At 62.1% G+C, this 24,958-nt stretch carries 22 protein-coding genes; 8 read left to right on the top strand and 14 right to left on the bottom strand.

Annotated features, from left to right (window positions below):
- Both KPG66_RS12370 and mdtD read right to left on the bottom strand, forming a co-directional pair.
- A partial coding sequence (locus tag KPG66_RS12370; RefSeq protein WP_237071015.1) for an F-box protein occupies nt 1–731 on the bottom strand: 731 nt, incomplete at its 3' end.
- Between the two features lie 329 nt (nt 732–1,060).
- Nucleotides 1,061–2,491, bottom strand: coding sequence for a multidrug transporter subunit MdtD (gene mdtD, locus KPG66_RS12365; protein WP_237071014.1), 1,431 nt, complete (start codon nt 2,489–2,491; stop codon nt 1,061–1,063).
- A 588-nt stretch (nt 2,492–3,079) separates the two neighbouring features.
- Here mdtD and KPG66_RS12360 point away from each other — a divergent pair.
- The gene (locus KPG66_RS12360; RefSeq protein ID WP_237071013.1) at nt 3,080–4,348 is read left to right on the top strand and encodes an ATP-binding protein; all 1,269 of its coding nucleotides are present in this window, start codon (nt 3,080–3,082) and stop codon (nt 4,346–4,348) included.
- Complete coding sequence (locus KPG66_RS12355) at nt 4,345–4,887, top strand: response regulator transcription factor (protein WP_013436568.1); 543 nt, start codon at nt 4,345–4,347, stop codon at nt 4,885–4,887. Before KPG66_RS12360 ends, KPG66_RS12355 begins: the two co-directional genes overlap by 4 nt.
- 42 nt (nt 4,888–4,929) lie before the next feature.
- On the opposite strand, the gene hslU is transcribed toward KPG66_RS12355, so the two are convergent.
- The 9 genes from hslU to KPG66_RS12310 form a co-directional block, all read right to left on the bottom strand.
- The gene (gene hslU / locus KPG66_RS12350; RefSeq protein ID WP_041754584.1) at nt 4,930–6,267 is read right to left on the bottom strand and encodes an ATP-dependent protease ATPase subunit HslU; all 1,338 of its coding nucleotides are present in this window, start codon (nt 6,265–6,267) and stop codon (nt 4,930–4,932) included.
- Nucleotides 6,268–6,368: 101 nt separating this feature from the next.
- On the bottom strand, nt 6,369–6,905 hold the full coding sequence (gene hslV / locus KPG66_RS12345) for an ATP-dependent protease subunit HslV (RefSeq protein ID WP_013436566.1): 537 nt from the start codon (nt 6,903–6,905) through the stop codon (nt 6,369–6,371).
- Between the two features lie 272 nt (nt 6,906–7,177).
- Nucleotides 7,178–7,597 (bottom strand): RNA polymerase-binding protein DksA, encoded by a 420-nt coding sequence (dksA, locus tag KPG66_RS12340; RefSeq protein ID WP_041754583.1) that lies wholly within the window; start codon nt 7,595–7,597, stop codon nt 7,178–7,180.
- Nucleotides 7,598–8,022: 425 nt separating this feature from the next.
- Nucleotides 8,023–9,081 (bottom strand): CobW family GTP-binding protein, encoded by a 1,059-nt coding sequence (locus tag KPG66_RS12335; protein WP_013436562.1) that lies wholly within the window; start codon nt 9,079–9,081, stop codon nt 8,023–8,025.
- Nucleotides 9,082–9,289: 208 nt separating this feature from the next.
- Nucleotides 9,290–10,501, bottom strand: coding sequence for a class I SAM-dependent rRNA methyltransferase (locus KPG66_RS12330; RefSeq protein ID WP_041753921.1), 1,212 nt, complete (start codon nt 10,499–10,501; stop codon nt 9,290–9,292).
- A 74-nt stretch (nt 10,502–10,575) separates the two neighbouring features.
- Nucleotides 10,576–11,514, bottom strand: coding sequence for a tyrosine recombinase XerC (xerC, locus tag KPG66_RS12325; protein ID WP_013436560.1), 939 nt, complete (start codon nt 11,512–11,514; stop codon nt 10,576–10,578).
- A gap of 29 nt (nt 11,515–11,543) precedes the next feature.
- On the bottom strand, nt 11,544–12,347 hold the full coding sequence (locus KPG66_RS12320; protein WP_041753920.1) for a DUF484 family protein: 804 nt from the start codon (nt 12,345–12,347) through the stop codon (nt 11,544–11,546).
- 138 nt (nt 12,348–12,485) lie between these two features.
- Nucleotides 12,486–13,364 carry a diaminopimelate epimerase gene (dapF, locus tag KPG66_RS12315; protein ID WP_237071012.1) on the bottom strand — a complete coding sequence of 293 codons (879 nt, stop codon included), beginning with the start codon at nt 13,362–13,364 and terminating at the stop codon, nt 12,486–12,488.
- A gap of 22 nt (nt 13,365–13,386) precedes the next feature.
- A complete protein-coding gene (locus KPG66_RS12310; protein ID WP_237071011.1) occupies nt 13,387–14,271 on the bottom strand; it encodes a lipid A biosynthesis lauroyl acyltransferase in 885 nt (294 codons plus the stop codon).
- 251 nt (nt 14,272–14,522) lie between these two features.
- Here KPG66_RS12310 and metK point away from each other — a divergent pair, with 251 nt between their 5' ends.
- Nucleotides 14,523–15,710 (top strand): methionine adenosyltransferase, encoded by a 1,188-nt coding sequence (metK, locus tag KPG66_RS12305; RefSeq protein WP_013436555.1) that lies wholly within the window; start codon nt 14,523–14,525, stop codon nt 15,708–15,710.
- A 128-nt stretch (nt 15,711–15,838) separates the two neighbouring features.
- Here the strand turns inward: metK and KPG66_RS12300 are convergent, their stop codons facing one another.
- Nucleotides 15,839–16,606: a BPSS1780 family membrane protein gene (locus KPG66_RS12300; RefSeq protein WP_237071010.1), complete on the bottom strand. Its 768-nt coding sequence runs from the start codon at nt 16,604–16,606 to the stop codon at nt 15,839–15,841.
- A 150-nt stretch (nt 16,607–16,756) separates the two neighbouring features.
- Nucleotides 16,757–18,163 (bottom strand): amino acid permease, encoded by a 1,407-nt coding sequence (locus KPG66_RS12295; protein WP_237071009.1) that lies wholly within the window; start codon nt 18,161–18,163, stop codon nt 16,757–16,759.
- 376 nt (nt 18,164–18,539) lie between these two features.
- On the opposite strand from KPG66_RS12295, the gene KPG66_RS12290 reads away from it, so the two are divergent.
- The 5 genes from KPG66_RS12290 (at nt 18,540) to KPG66_RS12270 (ending at nt 23,834) form a co-directional block, all read left to right on the top strand.
- Complete coding sequence (locus KPG66_RS12290) at nt 18,540–18,752, top strand: hypothetical protein (protein WP_041754581.1); 213 nt, start codon at nt 18,540–18,542, stop codon at nt 18,750–18,752.
- Between the two features lie 114 nt (nt 18,753–18,866).
- A complete protein-coding gene (locus tag KPG66_RS12285; protein ID WP_041753918.1) occupies nt 18,867–19,907 on the top strand; it encodes a serine/threonine protein kinase in 1,041 nt (346 codons plus the stop codon).
- Nucleotides 19,908–20,177: 270 nt separating this feature from the next.
- Nucleotides 20,178–22,373 carry a TonB-dependent receptor gene (locus tag KPG66_RS12280; RefSeq protein ID WP_237071008.1) on the top strand — a complete coding sequence of 732 codons (2,196 nt, stop codon included), beginning with the start codon at nt 20,178–20,180 and terminating at the stop codon, nt 22,371–22,373.
- A gap of 28 nt (nt 22,374–22,401) precedes the next feature.
- Nucleotides 22,402–23,088 carry a Fe2+-dependent dioxygenase gene (locus KPG66_RS12275; protein WP_041753917.1) on the top strand — a complete coding sequence of 229 codons (687 nt, stop codon included), beginning with the start codon at nt 22,402–22,404 and terminating at the stop codon, nt 23,086–23,088.
- Nucleotides 23,089–23,108: 20 nt separating this feature from the next.
- Nucleotides 23,109–23,834, top strand: coding sequence for a PepSY-associated TM helix domain-containing protein (locus KPG66_RS12270; protein ID WP_157864498.1), 726 nt, complete (start codon nt 23,109–23,111; stop codon nt 23,832–23,834).
- Nucleotides 23,835–23,974: 140 nt separating this feature from the next.
- On the opposite strand, the gene KPG66_RS12265 is transcribed toward KPG66_RS12270, so the two are convergent.
- Nucleotides 23,975–24,892, bottom strand: coding sequence for a LysR family transcriptional regulator (locus tag KPG66_RS12265; protein ID WP_013436546.1), 918 nt, complete (start codon nt 24,890–24,892; stop codon nt 23,975–23,977).
- Between the last annotated feature and the right edge of the window lie 66 nt (nt 24,893–24,958).

The raw sequence follows: 24,958 nt of genomic DNA, 5'->3' as shown, positions 1-24,958 counted from the left end.
GTCGCGCTCGCAAGATCATAACGATAAGCATGATATTGGGGGGAGGGAAAAGATAATGAGAAGGCGCCTAGCACGTCGGCTAGTGCCGTTATCAATTCGGCCTGCCCAGACGCGTCCAATGCAGGAAGCCGGCTTAGAAGAGCCCGATATTCGCTTTCAATCTGCGGTGCATCAAGCCACAAGTTTGACGGCGATGTATGGCCGTAGATGGGTAGCATCGATGCGATGGCGCCCCAGGTGCTGCCTTGCTCAGGAGCGCGCCGCTCGGCGTCTGCATACACGAACCTATACAGATTGCGTTGGTACTGGATCGGCATCCCTTGTAGGGTCCCGATCATGTATTTTTGTACCTGCAAGCCTTGCTTTGGCACACGGCCCGCGGCTTGGAAGATTGCTATGAATAACTCGGGCTTCACTTTGTACTGCCTTCTTGCCCGTTGCCACAGCGCCTGAAGCAATTCAGCGCGCAGGGAGTCGGCGCCAATCCGCTCAATTTCGGTCAACAACTGTTGTACTGACGTGCGATCCAGCGCACCGGCATGGGAAATGCGTTTGCGGCAAAGCCAGCTCAATCGCCTTTCTTGCAGCGCGTGATAAGTCTGGCTGTTCACAGTGGATAGGTTGCCGATGTCGTCGAACGGCATGTGGTCGGCCACTTGCTGAAGGATCTCGGGCGGCAGATCATCGTACGTCGTCGGGCGCCCCGTTGAGTCATTGTGCGAGCATGTCATCAAGCGTTGCCGCGCGTGCATGCTGCTAGACGCTGCCAAACTTGTCAGATTAGGCGGGGCAGCTGCCGCAGAGCGACCGGCTTGCTGGTTCTGCATGGCGTAGAGTGCCATTTGAGCGCCGTGGGCGGCGGGGTTCGAATCAAAGTCCATCAGCGAAATTGTTAAGTTGTGTTTCTAATAGGCGTGGAAGTCACTGCCGGTGTCATCGGCGCACCCGCGCAGCGTCATCGCCATCGCACATCGTATTGATATGGTTTCGACAGCCGGAGCACTGGCCCATCCATTGCCAGGTGACCAAAGGCTAATGTCAATTGAACATGTGTCCAGTGTCACACTGTTGAGGTTTCTTTAATACTTTCGCCTGTTGCACTACATTCGTGATCTCTGCCGCTTGCTTTAGAGGCAAGTTGCCAAAATATCCACCCCGAGCCTGCGGTAACCAATCCGATGCAAATAAAGGTGGCACGAAAGATAGGCAGCGAATCCGTGCCCGTATCAATCGGAAACAGTGACTGGAAAAAAATTAATAAAACACTTGCGACAGTCACACTCAAGCTCATGGCCAGCATTTGGACAGTCGAAAACAGCGCATTGCCGCTGCTCGCGCCATGTCCGACCAGGTCTTTTAACGTCAGTGCGTTCATTGCAGTCGTCTGTATTGAATAAAAAGCACCGAAGGCAAGCAGCTGGATCATCCTTAATTCAGCTGGTTGCTCTGTTGAAACCAGAGCAAAGCTGGCGATTAATGCGCCCACCAACAGGCTGTTGCCCACTAGAACGCGGCGATAGCCGTAGCAAGTAATGAGAGGGGCGATGAATCGTTTTGCGCCCATGGCTGCCACTGCCACAGGTAGCATCATCATTCCTGCTTCATGCGGTGGATAACCGAGGCCGAGCTGCAATAGCAACGGGATGAGGTAAGGCAGCGCATCGCCACCGAGACGCGCGACCAAGCTGCCCACTAGACCCACACGATATGTACGTATATCTAATAAACTCAGCGAAAAAATCGGATGGTTGGTGCGCATCGCATGCCATCCATAGGCGGCGAATGCTGCTAAGCTGACACCTAATAACGTTACCACGATGGTGTTGGGCAGGTTGTCATCGGCTAGCCCATTGAGCGACAACGAAAATGCCAATACGCATACAGCGAACAATAAATAACCCTTCAAATCGAAGCGGTGCACCGACAGCTTTATATTGCTCATAACAATCCGACTTGCTATCAGAATCACTATGCCGATCGGTACATTCATTACAAAAATCCAGCGCCAGGAGGCAATCGATACGATCCAGCCCCCGAGCGTCGGTCCCAAGATCGCTCCAACCAGTCCAGGTATCGCCACGAAGCCCAATGCTTGGACATACTGGCTGGAGGGGAACGTTCGCATAATGGCTAACCGCCCCGCCGGCAGCAATACGCCGCCGCCCAGTCCTTGCACTATGCGCGCGATCACCAACTCGTCCAACGATCGCGATGCCGCGCAACCCATTGAGCCGATAGTAAATAAAGCAATGGCCGTCAAAAATACGGATCGTGTCCCAAAGCGATCGGCTAACCAGCCAGAGGCGGGAATCAACATAACCACGGTCAACGAGTAAGCGAGCACGATCGACTGCATGTGCAATGGATTTTTATTGAGGTGGCTGGCCATCGCTGGCAAAGCGGTATTCAGGATCGTGGCGTCAAGGGTTTGCATAAAAAAGCCAAGTCCCACGATCCATAGTAATCCAGATAAGGCTTTTTGATTTTTCATGTATTTATTTTATTAAGTCAGAAGAAGCCGCCGATTAGCACCGTGCAAAAAGCGATTATATTCGATTCGAAACTGTGACACACACCTTGGCGTGTCGAAGGGCCGCCGGCGCTTGTTGACCCAGCGATCCACTGCCGTCGAGATAACGGATTTAAGCTGCCGCAGTTTGCGCAGCAAACGCCGCCTCGTCCAGCGCGTGGTTCGCGCGTGTGTGGCGCAGCCAGTGACTGCTCGCCCGCCGCAGAGCGGCCGCCGCTCCTGGATACACCCGAGCTGCTGCGCGGCGCGCTTAAAGAGCCCCTTTTGTACAGCCGAGCTAGCGCATCCGGGTTGAGGGGCCGGCTCGTCTTCAAGTGGCCGATAAGTGGCGTATCCTTCTGTGCCGTCTTGAGCGTGCGGGGCGCGGGCCGCGACTGCTGTGCGTCGGCGAGTGCCGCTATCAACTGGAGCGGCATGGAAACGGCGCGTACGCATCGCTGCCGCGGTGCCCAACTGCGGCATGCTGGCGCTTGCGTCATAGTGTCGCGAGCGTGATTAAGCTTGAGTTGACTGCGGGGTCGTGCCGCGTCGAACCGGTAAACTTGTCGCATGACACTGTATGCAAATCCCGGCCGGGTCAATCTCGGCCATATGTTCTGGCTCCGTTGCCTGGCCATCATTGGCCAACTGGTAACGATCGCCGTCGTGCAGATCGCCTATGGCGTGCATTTGCCGCTCACCGCGATGCTCATCGTCATCGCGTTGGAAGTGGTCTTCAACATCTTGACGTGGATCCGCGTGGCTCAGGCCAAGCCGGAAACGCACATCGAGTTGATGGGGCAACTGTGGGTTGACCTCGGTGCGCTGTCCGCGCTGCTGTTCCTATCGGGTGGCACCACCAACCCGTTCGTGTCGCTGTACCTGCCCTCGCTGGCGATTGCGGCGGCGGTGTTGCCGTGGCGTCTGGCCGCCTGGCTCGCGGCGTTCGCGGTCGCCTGCTATTGGCTGCTCGGCTTCGACTCAGTGCCGTTGAACATGGATAACCCAGCCAACCTGTTCGATTACTACCGGGCCGGCATGTGGGTGAACTTTATGGTCAGTGTCGGACTGATCGCGTGGTTTGTCTCGCGCATGTCGTCCGCGCTGCGCAAGGGGGATGCGGCGTTGGGCGAAGCGCAGGAGCGGCTGTTGCGCGACGAGCGGGTGGTGGCGTTGGGCGCGCAAGCCGCCAGCGTCGCGCACGAGATCGGCACGCCACTGTCGACCATCGCGATGGTGGTCGAGGAGTTGCGCGAGCAGTCCCACACCGACCAGGCGCTTGTGCCCTACCAGGCCGATTTCGACCTGCTCGAGCAACAACTGGCGTTGTGCCGCTCGGCGCTCGCCCGGCTGCGTACGCGGGCGGCGCTGCCCACTGGTCAGCAACCGGTGGGCAGTTGGCTCGACGCATTCATCGAGCAGTGGCGGCTGCGTCACCCGCATGTGAATTTCTCGCGGATCGGCACGGCGCCCGCCGACGTGTTGGTCGCCGATACCGTGGCGGTCGGGCAAATCCTGACCATCTTGCTGGACAATGCGGCTCGGGCCAGCCGCGAATCGGTGACGCTGGAGGCGGCGTGCGACGACGACATGCTGGTCTTTGACATTCGCGACCGCGGTCCCGGCATTGCGCCTGAACGGCGCGCCAAACTCGGGCAGGCACCGGTCGAAAGCACGCAAGGGGGCCACGGTGTGGGTTTATATCTCGCGTTTACGACGGCGGCGCGGCTAGGTGGCTCGATCGAGCTGAGCGCGTTGCCGCAGCCGGCCACCACGGGCACCCGCGCGATGCTGCGCCTGCCCGCGATCCAAGCGCATTCAAGTGGAGAAGCACAATGAGCGAAATGAACTTTCTGGTGATCGACGATGACGAGGTATTTGCTGGCATCCTCGCGCGCGGCCTGACCCGGCGCGGCTATACCGTTCACCAGGCGCACGACCGCGACAGCGCGCTGAAGCTCGCCGATGCGCTGCCGTTCGGCCAGATCACGGTCGACCTGAACTTGGGCAATGATTCGGGGCTGCATTTGATCGCGCCACTGCGCAAGCTACAGCCCGAAGCGCGGATCCTCGTGCTGACCGGCTATGCGAGCATTGCGACGGCGGTGCAGGCCGTCAAAGATGGCGCGGACAATTATCTGGCCAAGCCGGCCAACGTGGAGACGATCCTGGCGGCGTTGCGCGTGGACGCAAGCGAGTCGCAGGCAGAGGAGGCGCTTGAGAATCCGATACCGCTGTCGGTGGCACGGCTCGAATGGGAGCACATCCAGCGCGTGCTGTCCGACAACGGCGGCAATATTTCGGCAACCGCGCGTGCGCTGAATATGCACCGCCGCACGCTGCAACGCAAGCTGGCGAAACGACCAGTGAAGCAATGAGCGGTGCAGGCACGGCGGCGAGTTGCGTGACAGCACGTGGCGTTACAGCACGTAGCGTGACAGGTCTTCGTTTTGCGATACGTCATTCAGTGCACTGTCCACGTACGCGGCGTCGATCTTGACCGATTGGCCCGAATGGTTGCCGGCCGAGAACGAAATTTCTTCGAGCAGCTTTTCGATCACCGTGTACAGCCGCCGCGCGCCGATGTTCTCAGTTTTTTCGTTAACCGAAAAGGCGATTTCCGCCAGGCGCTTGATGCCGTCGTCAGCGAACTCCAGGTGCACATCTTCGGTCGCGAGCAGTGCCTGATATTGCTTGACCAGGCTCGCGTCGGTGCGTACCAGGATCGATTCGAAATCACCAACCGACAGCGAATCAAGCTCGACACGAATGGGGAACCGCCCTTGCAGTTCGGGAATCAGATCGCTCGGCTTGGCCAGGTGAAACGCACCGCTGGCAATGAACAGGATGTGGTCGGTCTTCACCATGCCGTACTTGGTGTTGATCGTCGTGCCTTCCACGAGCGGCAGCAGGTCGCGCTGCACGCCCTGGCGTGACACTTCGCCGCCGCCGGCTTCCTGGCGCGACGCAATCTTGTCGATCTCGTCGAGGAAGACGATGCCATTTTGTTCGGCGTTCTGTACCGCGCGGGTCTTGATGTCCTCTTCGTTGACCATCTTGCCGGCTTCCTCATCGGTCAACAGCTTCAGGGCCTCCTTGATCTTGACCTTGCGGTGCTGCTTCTTGCCACCGCCAAGATTGGCGAACATCGAACGGATCTGCTCCGTCATTTCCTCCATGCCGGGCGGGCCCATGATGTCCATGCCGACCTGTGGCGCCTCGATGTCGAGCTCGATTTCCTTGTCGTCGAGTTGACCTTCGCGCAGCCGCTTGCGCAATGTCTGGCGTGTCGCGCTCTCGCGTTCGCTCTCCTCGCTGGTTGGGCTGAAGCCGACGGGACGCGCCTGCGGCAGCAGGATGTCCAGGATGCGGTCCTCCGCTAGATCCTGCGCCTTCGTGCGGACCTTGCGCATTTCGGATTCGCGCGTTTGCTTGACTGAGATATCGATCAGATCACGGACGATGCTGTCGACATCGCGTCCGACGTAGCCGACTTCCGTGAACTTCGTGGCCTCGATTTTGATAAACGGCGCGTCGGCGAGCTTGGCCAGGCGCCGCGCGATTTCGGTCTTGCCCACGCCAGTCGGTCCGATCATCAGAATGTTCTTCGGGGTGATTTCCTGACGTAATGGGTCTAGCACCTGCTGACGGCGCCAGCGGTTGCGCAGCGCGACCGCGACGGCGCGTTTGGCGCGGCCCTGGCCGATGATGTGCTTGTCCAGTTCGGAGACGATTTCAGCGGGAGTCATGGTAGTCATGTTCGGCATCCTTCAGGTGGCACCGGGCCTGGATCGGCCCGCAAGCCCCGATGCGCGGGCACAATGGCCGCGCATGGGGTCGCCCGGCACCCGGGCTTCATTTATTCGATGGTTTCGATGACGCGGCTGTGATTCGTGTAGATACACATGTCGCCGGCAATCGCGAGCGCCTTTTCGACGATGTCGCGCGCGCTCAGCTCAGTGTTATCCGCGAGTGCGCGGGCCGCGGCCTGTGCGTATGCGCCGCCTGAGCCGATGGCGCAAAGGCCGCCCTCCGGATCCAGCACGTCGCCGTTGCCGGTAATCACCAGCGTTGTTTCCGCGTCCGCGGCGATCAGCATCGCTTCCAGGCGGCGCAGCATGCGGTCGGTGCGCCAATCCTTGGCCAGTTCGACGGCGGCGCGGGTCAGGTTGCCCTGGTGCTTTTCCAGCTTGCCTTCGAAGCGGTCCAGCAGCGAGAATGCGTCCGCGGTGCCGCCGGCGAAACCCACCAGCACCTTGCCACCGTAGATGCGCCGCACTTTCTTGGCGCCGCCCTTCATGACGATGTTGCCCAGCGTCACTTGACCGTCGCCGCCTAGGGCAACGCTGTTGCCTCGCCGTACCGAGACGATGGTTGTGCCGTGATATTGCTCCATGTGGAATTCCTTTAAAGCGGGGTCGCGTGCCAGCGGCGCGGAACAGGACTGAAGTCGCGCGTCCCGGCCTATTTTAGGGCGGCTGGCGCAATATCAAGGCGTGCGCATGCGGGACGGTGCGGATATGACGCAAGGCGCGCGCGTCAGGCCGCAATGCGCCGCGCAAGGCTCGTGCAATAAACGCGCCCATCAATAAAAAAGGCACGCCTATCGCGTGCCTTCCGACGGGAGCCGGCCGGACCGTATCGCGCCATGCAGCGGCGCACTACACTTTAGTCGCCGAACAGCTTCTGGCGCAGTTCGCGGCGCTCCTGCGCCTCGAGCGATAGCGTCGCGGTCGGTCGCGCGAGCAGGCGCGGAATGCCGATCGGCTCGCCCGTTTCCTCGCACCAGCCATATTCACCGGTTTCGATCCGCGCGAGCGATTGTTGCACCTTCTTCAACAACTTGCGTTCGCGGTCGCGCGTGCGAAGTTCAAGCGCGTGCTCTTCTTCGATCGTCGCGCGATCGGCCGGATCGGGCACGATCACGGTTTCTCGGAGATTTTCCGTCGTCTGCCCGGCATTGCGCAGGATTTCCGCCTGCAACTGTTCGAGCCTGTGCTTGAAGAAAGCGAGCTGATCCTCGTTCATGTAATCCTTGTCGCTCATCTTCAGGATTTCGGCTTCGGTCAAAAGTCGTGTCATCGTCATCTGGCTTGCTGTCTTCATTGTGAGGCGATGCATCGAGCATTGCCCGCACTTACCATTGCCCGCAATTGCGGCGGCCGAGTGCCTTGCGGCGGCCACGCCGGATTCATCGTGGCATGTGCGGCGGCCGTTGCGGGGCCGAACTCCTTCAAGCGCCGCGTCGTTATCATTCTCCAGTGGGCACGTATTGTAACTGAACCACAATCGGTGCCAATAGCGGCGGAAAACCCTGTCCGAAACAGTATTTCGCGGACCGACAGAGCACTTCCGGCGTCATTGCGAATGCCTCAATATACGCCAAAGGAAATGAAAACTCGACCAGGCTGCCTCTTATTTCTTATGCGAGATACCGCCGCCATACTGGGGGAGAAACGTCGGCGCGCTATCTCGTGCGCCGACGCGACCCAGCAACCTGGCGCACGACGTCGTCACGCCAGGCACGCGTCCAGGCCGTCGGTAATCAGGTCCCGGGGCAGGTCCACGCCAATAAACACCATCTTGCTGATCTTCTTCTCAGCTGGTAGCCAGCGCGCGGCCAAGTCGCTGCCCATCATCTGGTGCACGCCTTGGAATACCACCTTGCGGTCGATTCCCTTCATGAACAGCACGCCTTTATAGCGGAGTAAGCGCTCACCGTAGATTTGCAGGATCCCGCCGAGAAAATCCTCCAATTTTTGGGGATCGAACGCTCGTTCGCTGCGGTACACGAACGATTTGATCTTGTCGTCGTGATGCGCATGGTGGTGACCGTGCGTGCAATGGTCATGATCATGGTCACAATGTGCGTGATCATGCCCGTGCTCGTGGTGGTGCGCGTGGTCGTGCCCGTCCTCGGCGAGAAAGCCCGGATCAATTTCAAGCTTCGCGTTTAGGTTGAATCCACGCAGGTCAAAAATCTCTTTGATATCGGCGTTGCCGAAATTGACCACCTGAATCGGCGCCTTCGGATTCATCTGCAGCAGTCGATGGCGCAGATCGGCGAGCGTGGCCTCGTCCACCAGATCGGCCTTCGTGATGAACAAGCGGTCGGCAAAGCCCACTTGCCGTTGCACGACCTCGTGCTCGTCAAGCTGCTGGTTGGCGTGCTTCGCGTCCACCAGCGTGATCACCGCGTCGAGCAGGAATTCGTCGGCGATCGACTCATCGATGAAGAACGTCTGCGCGACCGGCCCCGGATTGGCCAAGCCCGTGGTCTCAATCACGACCCGGTCGAACTTGAGCTTACCTTCGCGCTTTTGCTCGGATAGGTCCGACAACGCGCGGGACAGGTCGCCGCGGATCGTGCAGCAGATGCAGCCGTTGCTCATTTGCACGATTTGTTCCGCCGACTCCTGCACGAGGATGTCGTTGTCGATGTTCTCTTCGCCGAATTCGTTTTCGATCACGGCGATTTTCATGCCATGCGGCTCGTTCAGGATACGCTTGAGCAGCGTGGTCTTACCGCTGCCGAGAAAGCCGGTCAGGATGGTGACGGGAATCATGTTCATCGCCTGCCTTTACTTACGTGAAATTTCGTGGAAGTTGCGAGACGGTCCGCGCGAGCGCAGCACGAAATGCTCTATTGAAGCACAAATGCAGCGGCAGGGTTGTGACCGTTATCCGGACGCCGACGATGCGGCGCGCCAACGGACGCGGTATCTGGCCGCGACATTGACCTGCCTGGACGCGGCATTGACCCGCCCGACGTGGGGCGCACTAGGTTTTTTGCAACCACAGTCCCTTCAAATATTCACCTTCCGGGAAGCTGGTCAGCATCGGATGATCGACGCCGGCCGACAGGCGGCGCAGGATCCGCGCATCGACGCCGGCGTCGGCCGCGGCGCCCGCGACAATCTTTTGAAACAGGTCCATGTCGATCGCGCCCGAGCACGAGTAGGTCGCGAGCAGCCCGCCCGGGCGCAGCAGCTTGAAACCGCTGAGGTTGATATCCTTGTACGCGCGTGCTGCCCGGGCGACATGCTCGCGCGACGGGGCGAATTTCGGCGGATCGAGCACGATCAGGTCGAAGCGCTCGCCCGCATCGTACAACTGCCGCAGCGTCTTGAATGCGTCGGCGTCGTGCCACTGGGCCCGCGCCGGATCGAAGTCGTTGACGGCCAAGTTCGCGCGCGCGACCTGCAGCGCTTCGCCAGATGAATCAATCGACACGACCCGCGAGGCGCCGCCCCGCAGCGCGGCCAGCGAAAAGCCGCCGGTATAGCAGAAGCAATTCAGTACGTCGCGCCCAGCCGCGTGTTGTTGCACAAGCCACCGATTGTCCCGCTGGTCGATGTAGAAGCCGGTCTTGTGGCCGTGCTGCACGTCGACCCGATACCGTACGCCATTTTCCTCGACCATCAGGGCCTGCGGCGGTGCTTGGCCGGCGAGCACGCCCGTGGTTTGCTCAAGCCCCTCTTTCTCGCGGATCGACACATCCGAGCGTTCGTAGACATTGGCGCAGCCGGTCACGCCGAGCAGGGCTTGCACGATCGCCGGCTTCCATGCGTCGACGCCGGCCGCCATGAACTGACAGACGAGTTGCTCGTGCGGGGTGCTGCCGTCGCCGGTCCATCCGCTGTAATGATCGACGATCAGTCCGGGCAGGCCGTCGGCCTCGCCGAATACGAGCCGTACCGCGCCGGTACCGGACACGAATGCGCGACGATACGCGAGCGCGTTCTGGATGCGCCGCTTGAAGAACGCGTGGTCGATCGGCTCGGTTTCGTCAAAGCTCCACATCCGCAGGCGAATCGCCGAGTGCGGGCTGTAGGCGGCACGCGCGAGAAACCGCCCGTCGGCCGCACGCACCACGACCGTCGCGCCGGATGCGGGCCGACCGTCAACGCGCTCGATCGCGTTCGCATAGATCCACGGGTGGCGGCGTAGCAGCAGTTTTTCCTTGCCTGGTTTCAGCGTGACAGTGTTCATTGCAATGGTCAGTATAGGGGGGGCGGTCGCGTCCGCGCAGCACGGCGATTCGCTGATGCCGGCGTGCCGGACGGCTATTGCCGTCCTGGATCGCGCTTTTTCGCGCGCGGATGGGCCTGGTCGTAGATGCGCGCAAGATGCTGGAAGTCCAGCGAGGTATAGACCTGCGTGGCAGCGACGCTCGCGTGGCCGAGCAATTCCTGGACCGCGCGCAAGTCGCCGCTCGATTGCAGCAGGTGCGTTGCGAACGAATGCCGCAGCACGTGCGGATGCACGTGGGATGGAACGCCCGCTGCGAGCGCGGCCCGCCTGACCCGCTCGCGCACGACGCCGGCGGACATGCGCATGCCGCGCGCTGACAAGAACAGCGGATGCGGATCGTGCTTGAGCAGTTGATCACGCACGGCAAGCCAGCGATGCAGCGCGTCGAGCGCCTTGCTGCCGATCGGCACCGTGCGCCGCTTACCCCCTTTGCCGAGCACGGTGACGTCCGCCGTGCCCAGGTCGATCCAGCCCACCGAGCGATATTGCGCGGTGTTGACAAAGGCGATGTCCAAGCCGATCAACTCGGCCAAGCGCAGCCCGCACGAGTAAAACAGCTCGAGCATCGCCCGGTCGCGCAACGCGTCAGGTGTCTCGATGCAAGACGCTTCCATCAGCGTGACAGCGTCGTCAACCGACAGCGCCTTGGGCAGCGTTTTCGCCCGCTTCGGCGCGCGCACGCCCGCGACCGGATTCATGGTCAGAGGTTGATGCAGCGCGAGCCAGCGATAGAAACTGCGCCACACCGACAGACGATGCGCGATCGAGCGAGGTGAGAGTCCGCCCGAATGAGCCCGTGACACTGCACCTCGCACGTCGACGGGCGTCAGTTGCGTCAGCTCGCGGGTGCCGGCCAACTGACGCAGCATGTCCAACTCGTGCGCGTAGCCGCGCAGCGTGTGCGCCGAGAGTCGGCGCTCGTGGGCGAGGCTGTCTAGGTAGCGCGCGATCGGATCGGGGGAGGGCGACATCGGACAGGTTGCGGTGACAACATGTCGCGCTAGTGCGCGCGCAACCGGCTCAGCGCGGCGCTGGCGAGCGCGCCGATCTGCGATAGGAAGTCGGTGGCCATGCCGTCGTGGAAGCGGCGCGGGTCTGGAGAGCCAAGCACCAGCAAGCCGAATACGTTTTCCGCATCGGCCTGCTGCGCGTCGCGCAGCGGGATCAGCGCGATCGACGCGGTCTGCTGTGATGCTCCGGTGTCGTTCCCCGCCGCGCTGCCCGGCTGCGCATCGGCACACGGCGCGTGCGCGGCACCGCTCGCCCTGTCCGGCGTCGTGACGGCGAGCGACAGGCCCGCCTCTGCTCCCCCTTGCGGGGCGGGGGCGTCGCTGAGCCACTGCGCGGCTTCGAATCCGGCGTTCGCGCCGCAGTAAGGCGTGACGAGACTGCTGGCAAAAATGCGGATTTCCTCGCCAACGCTGCGGGCAAACTGCGCTTGCGCATAGGCAGTCGCGACATCCCAGACGCGCAGCGCCGCCTGCGGTACGTCGAAGATCTCGCGCAGGCCCGAGGTGATCGTGGCGGGTAGCGCATGCGGATCGTGTTCGGCGATCACGCGTAGTGTCCAGCGCTGGCACTTCGCGCTCAGGCTGTCGTTCTCGTGACCATGGCGCAGCAGTTCCGCCAGCCTGCGCTCGAGTTGCTTGTACTTGTCACGCAGTAACCCTATTTGTCGCTCCTGCAGTGATACCGCCGCTTTGCCGTGCGGATTGGACAGCCGGACTGTAGCAAGTAGCTCGGCGTGGCGGTCGAAGAACTGCGGGTTGGCCAGTAGGTAATCGGCGACTTCGCGATCATTCATGATTGTTTTCGGCTTCAGCTTAAGAGGGCGGCGCGCGTCGGGCACGCCGGCCAAGAGGACGGCACCGCGAATATCACACAGTAAAGGCTGCGCCGCATCGGGGTCAATCGACCGGATGGCCTAGGGCGGCGATCGCGCTCATGTGGGCAACTCGTCGGGCACGTCGATTTTGCCTTCGAACACAGTGGTTGCCGGGCCGGCCATCATGACCGAGGCATCGCTGTTGCGCTGGCCGTCCCACGAGATGGTCAGCGTGCCGCCGCGCGTGCGCACGCGCACCGGCGAGTCCAGTACCCCCCGGCGGATGCCGGTCACGACCGCCGCGCAAGCGCCGGAGCCGCATGCCAGCGTTTCGCCCGCGCCGCGCTCATAGACACGCAGCTTGATTTCGCGGCGCGAGACGATTTGCATGAATCCCGCGTTCACGCGATTGGGGAAGCGCGCGTGCGACTCGATAACCGGCCCGTCCCTGTTCACCGGTGCGGCATCGGCGTCATCGACGATCTGCACCGCATGGGGATTGCCCATCGAGACCACCGAGACCCATTGCGTCGAGCCATGCACGTCCAGCGGCCACAGCTGGTCGTCACCATCGCGCGCTGGTGTCAGTCCCGACGCGTCGAACGGCACGTGTGGCGCTGCCAGCACCGGCGCACCCATGTCAACGAGCACTTCGCCGTTGTCCTGCACGCTCAATGTGATGACGCCGTGCTGCACCTGCACGCGAATCGTGCGCGCCTGGCTCAGGCCGGTGTCGCGCACGAATTTCACGAAGCAGCGCGCGCCATTGCCGCAGTGCTCGACTTCTTTGCCGTCGCAGTTGAAGATCCGGTACTTGAAATCGACGCCATCGAGCGTGGGTCGCTCGACCAGCAGCAACTGGTCCGCGCCGACGCCGAAGTGGCGGTCGGCGAGGTAGCGCACCAGCGCGGGCGTGGGCGAGATTATATTGCGCACGCCGTCAAGGACCACAAAGTCATTGCCGGCGCCATGCATCTTGGTGAATTTGAGCTTCATGGCACCGTATTGTAGTCGAGCGTCAGTAAAAGCCTGCTTCGCCCGGTGGGCGCGTTTTGAAGCGCTTGTGCACCCAGTAGTATTGCTCCGGGATGTGCGCAATTTCCTGCTCCAGCCATGCATTCATGCGGCGTGCGTCCGCTATGTCGTCGCCGCTCGGATAATCCTGCCACGGCGCAAAGATCTTGAGTCGATAACCTTTGTAATTGGGCAGCACCTCGCAGATGAACGGCGCCAACTGGGCACGTCCGGCCTTCGCGAGCCGGCCCACCGCGGTCAGCGTGCACGCCGGCACGCCGAAGAATGGCACGAACGCTGAGTTGCGCATGCCGTAGTCCATGTCTGCGCCGAGCATCACCGGCTTGCGCTCGCGCAGCCAGCGCAACACGATACGCGCACTGTCGGCGCGACTGGCCATGTCTGCGCCGAAGCGCGCGCGCGCGGCGACCGCGACCTTGTCCAGCAATGGGTTTGATATCGGCTGGTACAGCGCGCCGCATTGCCGGCGTAACTGGTAATTCAGGAAAATCGAGCCGGCTTCAATGCCGACAAAATGTGCGCCGAGGAACAGCGTCGGCGGCAGGTTCGGATCGCGCAGATCGAACGCGCTGTCGAGCTGAATGAGTTTCTCCAACTTGCGTGCCGAGCCGAACCACTGCACGCTGCGCTCGACGTAGCTGCGAATGGCATGGCGGAAGTGCTGCTCGGCGACCTGCTCGCGCCGCGTCTCGCTCCACTGCGGAAAGCAGAGCCTCAGGTTGGTGTGGACCACGCGACGGCGACTGTTCGGAATCCGGTACAGCAACCAGCCCATCGCATCGCCGAAGCGGGCGATCCAACCATAGGGTAATAGCGCAAACAGCTTTAGCAGCAGGATGGCGAGATGGGTTCCGGCGCGGCCTAGCATCGTGGATCTCGCGATGTCCTCAGCGGCTGGCAGGGTGAAGCAAACGGCAATTCGGCCTCTACTCTATGAAATATGAGAAAAATCGATATAATACGGGCATCGCCGAGTTAATGGGACAACTTGCGGGGCGATATTGGGCGCGGCATCCAGCGAAGCGGCGCCCGAACCATGTAATCCGCTAAAGCGTCGCCGCTTCGATCCGAAGCCGGCAACGTGAAACGCGACCGACTTCACTCACTGGAGCTAACGAAGTGGCGAACAACTATCTCTTTACGTCTGAATCGGTATCTGAAGGCCATCCGGATAAGGTGGCTGACCAAATCTCCGACGCGATTCTCGATGCCATCCTGACGCAGGACCGGTATTCGCGCGTGGCGGCCGAGACGCTATGCAACACCGGTCTGGTGGTGCTGGCCGGCGAAATCACGACGCATGCCAACGTCGACTATATCCAGATCGCGCGCGACACGATCCGGCGCATCGGCTATGACAACACCGATTTTGGCATCGACTACCGGGGCTGTGCGGTGCTGGTCGCTTACGACAAGCAGTCGCCGGATATTGCGCAGGGCGTGGACAATGCGCACGACGACAATCTGGATCAGGGCGCGGGTGACCAGGGTCTGATGTTCGGCTATGCGTGTGACGAAACGCCCGAATTGATGCCGTTGCCGATTTATTTGTCGCACCGGCTCGTCGAGCGGCAAGCCGATCTGCGGCGCGACGGTCGTCTTCCGTGGCTGCGTCCGGACGCGAAGTCGCAAGTGACGGTGCGCTATGTTGACGGGCGTCCGGATTCGATCGACACGGTCGTGCTTTCCACGCAGCATGCGCCGGATATCGATCTGTCCACGTTGCGCGAGGCGGTGATTGAGGACGTCATCAAGCCGGTGCTGCCGAACGAGCTGATCAAGGACAACTTGAAGTTCCTCGTCAATCCGACCGGGCGGTTCGTGATCGGCGGTCCTCAAGGCGATTGTGGACTCACCGGCCGCAAAATCATCGTCGATACGTACGGCGGGGCCGCACCGCACGGCGGCGGTGCGTTCTCGGGCAAGGATCCGTCCAAGGTGGACCGTTCCGCCGCGTATGCCGGCCGCTACGTCGCGAAAAACATCGTTGCCGCGGGCCTTGCGTCGCGCTGTCTGGTCCAGGTCTCCTATGCGATTGGCGTCGCGCGTCCGACGTCGGTGATGGTCAATACCTTCGGGACTGGCCGGGTGCCGGATTCGGTGATTACTGAGCTTGTCCAGCAGCACTTCGACCTGCGCCCGAAGGGCATCATTCAGATGTTGGACCTCCTGCGGCCGATCTACGAAAAGACCGCCGCATATGGCCACTTTGGTCGCGAGGAGCCGGAATTCTCGTGGGAAGCCACCGACAAGGCAATGGTGCTGGCTGAGGCGGCCGGCGTCGAGCCGATCGCTGCCGTCGCCTGACACACGGGCATGGCTTCGCTGACGTGTCGGAGCCACCAGCACACCATAAAAAACCCCCGGTCTAGCCGGGGGTTTTTTTATGGCTGGGAGCTTGCTCATCCCCGCTTGATGCGGGGCGCAGGCAGCGCTCAGCGCGTGATAAACACGTCCCGATAGCCGACGTAGACTGACAGGAATAACAAAGGTATGACGACCAGCCAGCCGAGCAGGAACGGGAGCGCACCGACCACCAGCATCACGAGCAGCAACAGCGCATAGACAATGCCAGCTAGCCAGTTTCGCATGACGCCCTTGAAGCTTGCCTGCATCGCGCGAATGGGCGCCACGTCATGCAGTATCACCAGCGCGGGCGCGAACCATGCAGCAGCTACAGCCACCGCGGCGATCGCGAGATAGATAAGCAGCCCGACGAGGCTCGATGCCCCCAATTCGGGCGGGTTGCCTGGCTGGTGCGAGACCAGTTGGGCAAAGGTGTCGAAGCCGATGATTGACGCAAGTACCCCGATACCCATCATCACGATCGCGAACGTGAGCGTGCCGACCCACACCAGCGGACCCAGCTTGCACGTGAACCCGGCAAACAGGCTGCCGATGCGCACGTTTCCGTTGGCGCGGAACTGCTCGCACGTGAACATCAACCCGCCCAGCAGTATCGGCGTGACCCACATCGACAGCAGGTTGAACACCGGCGCGAATGACAGCGCGCACTCGATCACCATGTACAACAGGGCCAGGCCGATCCACTGCAGCGGGCGGCGCTTGAACAGCGTCCATGCGTCTGTGATCCAACGCAAGCCTTCTGCCGCGGTGACCGTGCGTCCGTCTAGATTCAACGTTTCGACGGATGGCGCCGAGCCGCCTGGGGCGAGCGAATGGTTCAGCGTGTCGTCGTTCATGGGGCCCTCTTCGCGAAATTCTGTAAGGCATCCGTCGCAGGTGGCCTACGCGCCGCCGTATCGCCGGATGCGGCCGACATCATAACTGGGCACCCGGCTGGCGCGCACGAAACAGCGCGTATGCAGGCACAATCCGGTCCGCCGCGAGCGCTATCCGTGCTCGGGGTTCAAAGCGAGCTTCGCATACCGCCGTGAATAACCGAAGTACACGGCCAGTCCCAGCGCCAGCCATGCCACGAATGCGACCCACGTCATCGCCTGCAAATGGGCCATCAGGAACACGCAGGATGCGACCGCGAGCATTGGCACGAGCGGCACGCCTGGGCACCGGAATGCGCGCGGCAGCGTCGGGTGCGTGCGGCGTAGAATCAGCACGGCGACAGAGACCATCGAAAACGCGGCGAGCGTGCCAATATTGATTAACTCCGCCAATACGTCCAGTGGCACCAACGCGCCGATCAACGCGAAAAAGATGCCGACCAGCCAGGTGGTGATCAGCGGCGTCTGGAAGCGCGGATGGATGCGCGAGAGCGCGGCGGGCAGCAAGCCGTCCCGGGACATCGCAAAGATGATGCGTGTCTGGCCGTACATCATTACTAGGATCACCGTCAGCATGCCGAGCACCGCGCCCAGATCGACGAAGCCGGCGACCCAGTCCGCGCCGATCCTCTGCAGCACGTAGGATACCGGATGCGACACGTTCGCGAACTCACCGTACGGCACGATGCCGGTGACCACGGCGGCGACCGTCACATAGAGTGCCGCGCAGACGGCGAGCGACGCAATGATGCCGATCGGCAAGTCGCGTTTCGGGTTCTTGACCTCTTCTGCCGCGGATGACACCGAGTCGAACCCGATGAAGGCGAAAAACATCACCGCAGCGGCCCCAAATACGCCGGACCAGCCCATCGGCATGAACGGGTGCCAGTTCGCGGGCCGGACATGGAACGCGCCGACTGCAATCACCAGCAGCACGACGGCTACCTTAATCGCGACCATTACATTGTTGATCCGAGTGGATTCGCGCACGCCGATCGATAACAGGAATGTGATGGCCATCATCACGAGGAACGCTGGCAGGTTGAACCACGTCGTGTGGCCGGGCACGGTGCCGGGCGCCGCAGTCAGTACTTGTGGCAGCGTGATGCCGAAGCCGGACAGTAACGATTGCAGGTAGCCGGACCACCCAACCGACACTGCCGACGTCGCGAGCCCGTATTCAAGCATCAGATCCCAGCCGATGATCCAAGCGGCAAGCTCGCCGAGCGTCGCATACGAATAAGTGTAGATCGAGCCGGCGACCGGAATCGTCGATGAGAATTCGGCGTAGGCGAGCGCCGCGAAGCAGCACGCGATCGCCGCAATGACGAAAGACAGCGTCAGAGCGGGGCCGGCGATCACCGCGCCGGTTCCTGTCAGCACGAAGATGCCCGTACCGATGATCGCTCCGATGCCCAGAAGCGTGAGATCCAGTGGGCCCAGTGCCCTGCGCAAGCTGTCGTCGGCATTGCGGCGGGCCAGCATATGACCAATATCTTTCTTTCGAAATAATGACATAAGGCAGTACTCGGCAGCCGGGGAGCGGCGCAACCGACTTTGGTAAAACCGGCTATTCTAGCTGACTAGTGCAACCGGCCCGGCCGGGACTGCGCTGATTGGTCGCACGTTGCGTGGCGCGACGAGGCAGCCGGCCGCGTTGACGGGCGGCGCACCGGCACGTCAAATTCAGCACCAGGCACCAGGCACCAGGCACCAGGCACCAGGCACTAGTGGGACCGGGGGCGATGGCCGGGCGCCGCGACGAATGTTGTCGCATAGATGTGACGGTTCAGTCGCAATTGGACTGTGCTATGCCTTCATTTCGGGCTTTTGCAGGATGCGCATCGCCGACACAATGCCTGTCGGACGGGCGAACATCAAAATGGGGGAAATCATGAAAGTGGGTTCGATCGTGCGTTCTAGCCACATTGCGGTGCCGTGCGACGCGCGCGGCATCGTATTGCGCATTTTGGGCGACATGGCGATGGTGACGTGGTTCGAGGGTGAGCCGGGGCAATCCAAGCAGCTCAACACCGAGCCGTTCTTCTTGGCAGATTTAATCGAGACCGGCGAGGTGGTGCGCCCGGCGGACGCGCCACTGCACTGATGTAGCCCTGATGCGGTAGGTGAGGGTCTGCGGCGAACACTGCCACGGGCAGAACTGCGTCTCGTCCGCGTGCAGCGATGCTCGGGCCGCGCGCCGCTCAGGCACAATGGCGGGATGGAACCCAATGATCGCAGCTTCAATAATCCGCCGCGCGCCGATGCCGGCGCCCCGGCTCCCTACGCGGGCCTGACGCCTGAGCGCGTGCTCGACGCGCTCGATGCCGTGCTGGCGCGCGGCGGCCGCCGTACCGACGGACGGTTGCTTGCACTGAACAGTTACGAAAACCGCGTTTATCAGGTCGGCATCGAAGACGCTGCGCCGCTGGTGGCGAAGTTCTACCGGCCCGGGCGTTGGAGCGATGAGGCGATCCTGGAGGAGCACGCGTTCGTTGCGCAGCTGGCCGAGCACGAGATCCCGGCCGTGCCGGCGATCACGCTCAATGGCCATGCGCTGCATGAGATCGACGGTTTCCGCTTCGCCTTGTTCGAGCGGCGTGGCGGCCGGGCACCGGAGCTGGACGACAGCGCCACGTTGCAGTGGCTGGGGCGCTTCATCGGCCGCATCCACGCAATCGGCCGGCAGCGCGACTACGTCGCCCGCGGGGCGCTGGACATCGACACGTTCGGCCATGAGCCGCGTGCGTATCTGCTCTCCAGCGGCTTCGTGCCGGTCGAGCTGCGGCAGGCCTATGAGACGATCAGCCAACTGGCGCTGGACGCGGTGCAAGCCTCGTTCGAACGCGCCGGCGATGTGCGAGCGTTGCGTGTGCACGGCGACTGCCATCAGGGCAACGTGCTGTGGACCGATGCCGGCCCGCATTTCGTTGACTTCGACGACAGCCGGATGGCACCGGCGATCCAGGACCTATGGCTGCTGCTGCCGGGCGAGCGCGCGCAGGCGAGCCGTGCGCTGGGTCACGTGTTGGCGGGCTACGAGGACTTTTGCGAGTTCGATTCACGCGAGCTTCACTTGATCGAAGCATTCCGCACGTTGCGCTTGATCCACTATGCGGCATGGCTTGCGCGTCGGTGGGACGATCCGGCGTTTCCTGCCGCATTTCCGTGGTTTAACACGCACCGGTACTGGGAGGATCGTATCCTAGAGTTGCGCGAGCAGGTCGGTGCGCTGCAGGAGCCGCCGCTGTGGCCTGTGTGAGGTGGGCGGCCGATATCGATTGTCCGCCATTTTCAAGTTGAAAAAAGACGCGACACATGTAATGATAACGATTCGCATTTCCGGGTATGCTGGATACGCGAACTCGAGCCGCCAGCCAACCGCGCTCGCCCGTGCCGCGACAACGGTAATGCGGTAATGGGGGCGTGAGCCAGCCGACAATCAAGACATGCCGCAGGGCGCTTTGCCGTGCGGGCGACGCCATGCGAGCGCGATGGCGCGAGCGTCGCCTTTTCGCAGGACATACCGACAATGACGAAGATGACGCCGCTTGCCACGGCGCTGGTGGCCGCTTTTACCGTGCCGATGCCGGTGCTTGCCCAGTCCGCGCAGGCCGACTCCAGTTCACAGGACACGCGGCACGGCGCCGCGGCCAGTGCCGCGCTGCCCGCCGTACGGGTCACCGGCGATGCGGATCGGGCCGATTTTCAGGCAACGCGCGCCTTCGTCGGCGCAAAGCGCCCCACCACGCTGCGGGACATCCCGCAGGAGGTGGTGGTGGTCAACAAGGCCTTGATGCAATCGCAGGGCGTTGCATCGTTTGCCGACGCGCTGCGCAATGTCCCGGGCATCACGATCGGCGGGGCCGAGGGCGGGCAGATCGGCAATAACATCAATCTGCGCGGCTTCACGGCCCGTACCGATATCTATCTGGATGGCTTTCGAGACCGCGGGCAGTACTATCGCGACACCTTCAACCTCGAATCGATTGACGTGCTGTACGGGCCGTCGTCGATGTTGTTCGGACGTGGCTCCACTGGCGGGGTGATCAACCAGGTTAGCAAGAAAGCGAATTTGACGCGTTCGGCCGAGGTAAGCGGTACCGTCGGCACGGGCGACAACTACCGGACCACGGTCGACGTGAATCAGCCGATTTCCGATACCGCGGCGGTGCGGGTCAACGCATTTGGCCAGAGCGTGGGCACCACGCGCGACGTGATGCGCAACAAGGATTTCGGTATTGCGCCGCAGGTGCGCCTAGGTATCGGAGCGCCAACCGAGATCGCCCTGTCGGCGCTGATCCAGCACAACCGCGACATGCCGGACTATGGCGTGCCGGCGGTCAATGGACATCCCGCGCCGGTGGGCCGCGAGCGCTTTTACGGCTACACCAGCGATCGCACGGTGCAGGACGTGCAGACGCTGTCGGCGCGCATCGAGCACCGGTTCAGTGATGAACTGAAGCTGCGCAACCAGACGCAGTTTAGCCACTACGCGACCGATGCGCGCGCAACCAATGCTGCCAGTGTGCTGACTGGGCCGCTCGCCGGCTCGCGTGCGCTGTCCAGCGGCAGCGACACGTCGCTGCCGCTATCGAACTTGTACGTGAAGCTGATGGGCAAGGATCGAGTGATTAACGATCACTCGCTCTATAACGCGACGGACGTCGAATGGAAGGTCGCGACCGGGGCACTGAAGCATGACTTGATCGCCGGTCTCGAGCTTGGGCATGAGACATACAACAACCAGTCCTATACCGCAACCGGCGCCGGCATGCCGAGCAACGTGATCGGCGTGGTGCCGATGATCGGTGCCGCTTACGTGCCGCGGCCAGCCGATGTGGTGCACGGCACCGGCAACCTGGCTAAGTCTAGCGCGAACTCAATCGGCGTGTATGTGAATGACACGGTGTCGCTGACGCGGCAGTGGAAGGTGGTCGGCGGCGTGCGCTGGGACCGCTATCAGGCCCATATCGCGAACTCGATGAATGCGCCGTCCTATGCCGCGCAGACGAACCGCTACACGAGCGTGCGTGGCGGCGTGATCTACCAGCCGGACGATATCCAATCGTACTACATATCATATGGCACGTCGTTCAATCCGTCGCTGGAGGCGCTGACGTTGACTAACGGCACGCAGCATCTGAAGCCCGAAACGAACCGCTCATATGAAGTGGGTAGCAAATGGGATTTGCTGGGCGGCACGTTGTCGATCTCACAATCGCTATTCAACATCGACAAGTCCAACGCGCGCACGCAGGATGCGACCGGCGCGTATTCGCTCGACGGTGACGTGCGGGTACGGGGTTACCAATTGGGTGCGTCGGGCCGGATCACGGACAAGTGGCAGCTATACGGCGGCTATACGTACTTGAACAGCCGCATCACGGCCGCGAAGGACGGCACGCAGGGCAACACGCCGGCGAATACGCCCCGCAACATGTTTACGCTGTGGACGACATATGAATTCATGCCGCACTGGCAGGCGGGCGGTGGCCTGAATTATGTGAGCGCGCGCTATGCGGCGAACAACAACCGGGTGTCTGTTGGCGGCTATACGCGTTGGGACGCCATGCTCGCGTATCACGCCAAGCAGTACGACGTACAGTTGAACCTGCTGAACGTGACGGACAAGCGCTACTATGATGCGCTGATTCCATCCGATGGCGGGCGTGCGGTGCCGGGGTTGGGCCGCACGTTGCTGGCGACCTTCAATTACCGGATTTGACCATGCAACCGACAGCAGGCGCCGCGAGATGATCGTGTCCATACCGAACGTATTGTCACCGCAGCAGTTGCAGGCGATGCGCGCCGCACTGGACGTGGCCGGCCATGCGTGGGTCGATGGCCGCGCCACCGCTGGCTACCAGGGCGCACCGGTCAAGCACAACCAACAAATCGACGAGCGCGCGCCGATCGCGCGCGAGTTGGGTGACATCATCCTGGCTGAGCTGGAGCGACACCCGCTGTTCATCAGCGCGGTTTTGCCCAACCGCGTGTATCCGCCGCTGTTCAATCGCTATGGCGCCGGGATGGCGTTCGGTGACCACGTCGACGGTTCGATCCGGATTGTGCCCGGGCATGGCGCGAAGCTGCGCACCGACGTATCGGCGACGCTGTTCCTGGCCGGGCCCGACGAATATGATGGCGGTGAGCTGGTAATCGAGGACACCTATGGCGCGCACGAGGTCAAGCTGGCCGCCGGCGACATGGTTGTTTATCCGGCGACCAGCGTCCACCGGGTCGCGCCGGTCACTCGCGGCGTGCGGCTTGCCAGCTTTTTTTGGATCGAGAGCCTGGTGCGCGATGATGCCAGGCGCGCGCTGTTGTTTGACCTCGATACGGCGATCCAGCGCCTGAACCACGATCATGCCGATGACCTCGCGCGGCGGCAGCTAATCGGGTGCTATCACAATCTTCTGCGCATGTGGGGTGAGACGTGACGCATCGCCCGCTGAACGACGTGGTCGAGTCTGCCGACGCCGCTACGCAGCCGGCGGTGCGTGCGCGCGCGGTCTTGCCGGCGACGGCGATCGGCGCATCCGCGTCGCGCGCGGCGTCAGCCAAGTCTCGCTCGCGCCGCTCGACGTTCCTCAAATGGCTGCGTAACGTGCATGGCTGGATCGGCCTGTGGGGCGCGGTGCTAGGATTGATGTTCGGCGTGACCGGCTTCCTACTGAATCACCGCGGCGGGCCGATGAAAATCTCGCCGGGTGAGCCGCAAGTGTCGCAAATGCGGCTGCTGCTGCCCGCTCCCGCTCCGGATTCGCCGCAAGCACTCGCCGAGTGGGTCGGCCGTGAACTGCGCTTTGATGGCCGTATCGGACGCACGCAGCGCGAGCCGGCACACAAGGTCGCGTGGGGCGATCGCAGCGTGATGCAGCCGGAGCACTGGAGTGCGATGCTGACCGGCCCGAGGACGTCGATCATGATCGAATACTGGGCAGGCAATTCGACGGTGTCGCTCAAACGCACCGAGGGAACGTTGCTCGCCATGTTGAACAACTTGCACCGTGGTGGTGGCATGGGTATCGGTTGGATCTTGTTCGTCGATACGATCGCCGGCAGCCTGGTGCTGCTGTCGTTGACCGGCGTATTGCTGTGGACTGAGCTAAACCGGCGCAAGACGATCGGCGCCGCGATCTTCGCCGTGTCACTGGTCGCGATGGTTGTGTGCGGCATTGTGTGACCGCGGCGGCAGGTGACGTTGGCGCGCGAGACGTTGACATGTCGCCTTCAGGTGCGAAGCGCGCATCAGCGTTGTGCTGCGATCACGCAATCGAGCCGTGTCAGGTTGGCCATTTTGGTGCTGGCTTATGCGGCAAACCGTCAGATGTCGGCCGGTGGCCCGGTGAAATCGGCGCCGTCCTGGTTGGGCAGCAGCTCTCGCGCAACACCGAGCCACGCGCGCGCCGCATGCGATAGGTAGCCCTTGCGACGCCAACTCAGCGCCATGTCCCAAGGGATCTCCGGTTCGACGGGCACCCGCGCGAAGCGCACCGGATCCAGCCGCTCACAGTATGGGCGGGGCAGCAGCGCAACGCCCACGCCAGCGGCCACCAGTGCGGTGATGAAGTCCCAGTGCCCGCTACGCCCGGCGATAGTGGGCGAAAACCCGGCCCTGCGGCATGCCTCCAGCACGATATTGTTCAGCGCCAGGCTTTCACCGTAGAGCACGAAGGGCTCATGGGACAGCTCGGTTAGTTCGACCCGCGCGGCGTCGCGCCAGCGCGACGATTGTGGGGCGATCAACCATAGCGGGTGGCGGCTGACCGGCAGCACGTCGAACACATCGGTGTTCACCGGCTGCAGCAATGCACCCAATTCCAGTTCCCCGGCCAGCAGCGCGGTCTCGATCGCGCGCGAGCCCTGTTCGAACAACTTTAGGTCGATGCCCGGGTAGCGCTGCCGGAACACGGCGATCACGCGGGTAAACAACGCGCCGCCCATTGGCGGGATGCCCAGCGTGAGTTGGCCACGGCCCAGCGTGCCCAAATCGTCCAGTTCGGCTTGTAATTGCGCGTGCGCACTCAGCACATCCTGGCCGCGCTGGTACACGATTCGGCCGGCGTCGGTGAGCACCATTTGACGGCCGTCGCGTAGCAGCAGCGGTGAACCGATCTCGTCCTCGAGCGCCTTGACCATTTTGCTGATCGTGGGCTGCGTGACGAACATCCGCTCGGCCGCCGCCGTGAAGCTCTGTTGTCGGACGACCTCAACGAAGTACTTCAGCGCGCGCAGTTCCATGGGTTGTTATTCCATTTTGGAATCGAAATTATTATGGTAATTCATTATATTTATGATGCGGTGCAA

The organism is Mycetohabitans sp. B2 (assembly GCF_021733735.1).
Taxonomy (GTDB): domain Bacteria; phylum Pseudomonadota; class Gammaproteobacteria; order Burkholderiales; family Burkholderiaceae; genus Mycetohabitans; species Mycetohabitans rhizoxinica.
Note: the sequence above shows the minus strand (reverse complement) of the source record. Positions and strands in the feature narration are given on the sequence as shown.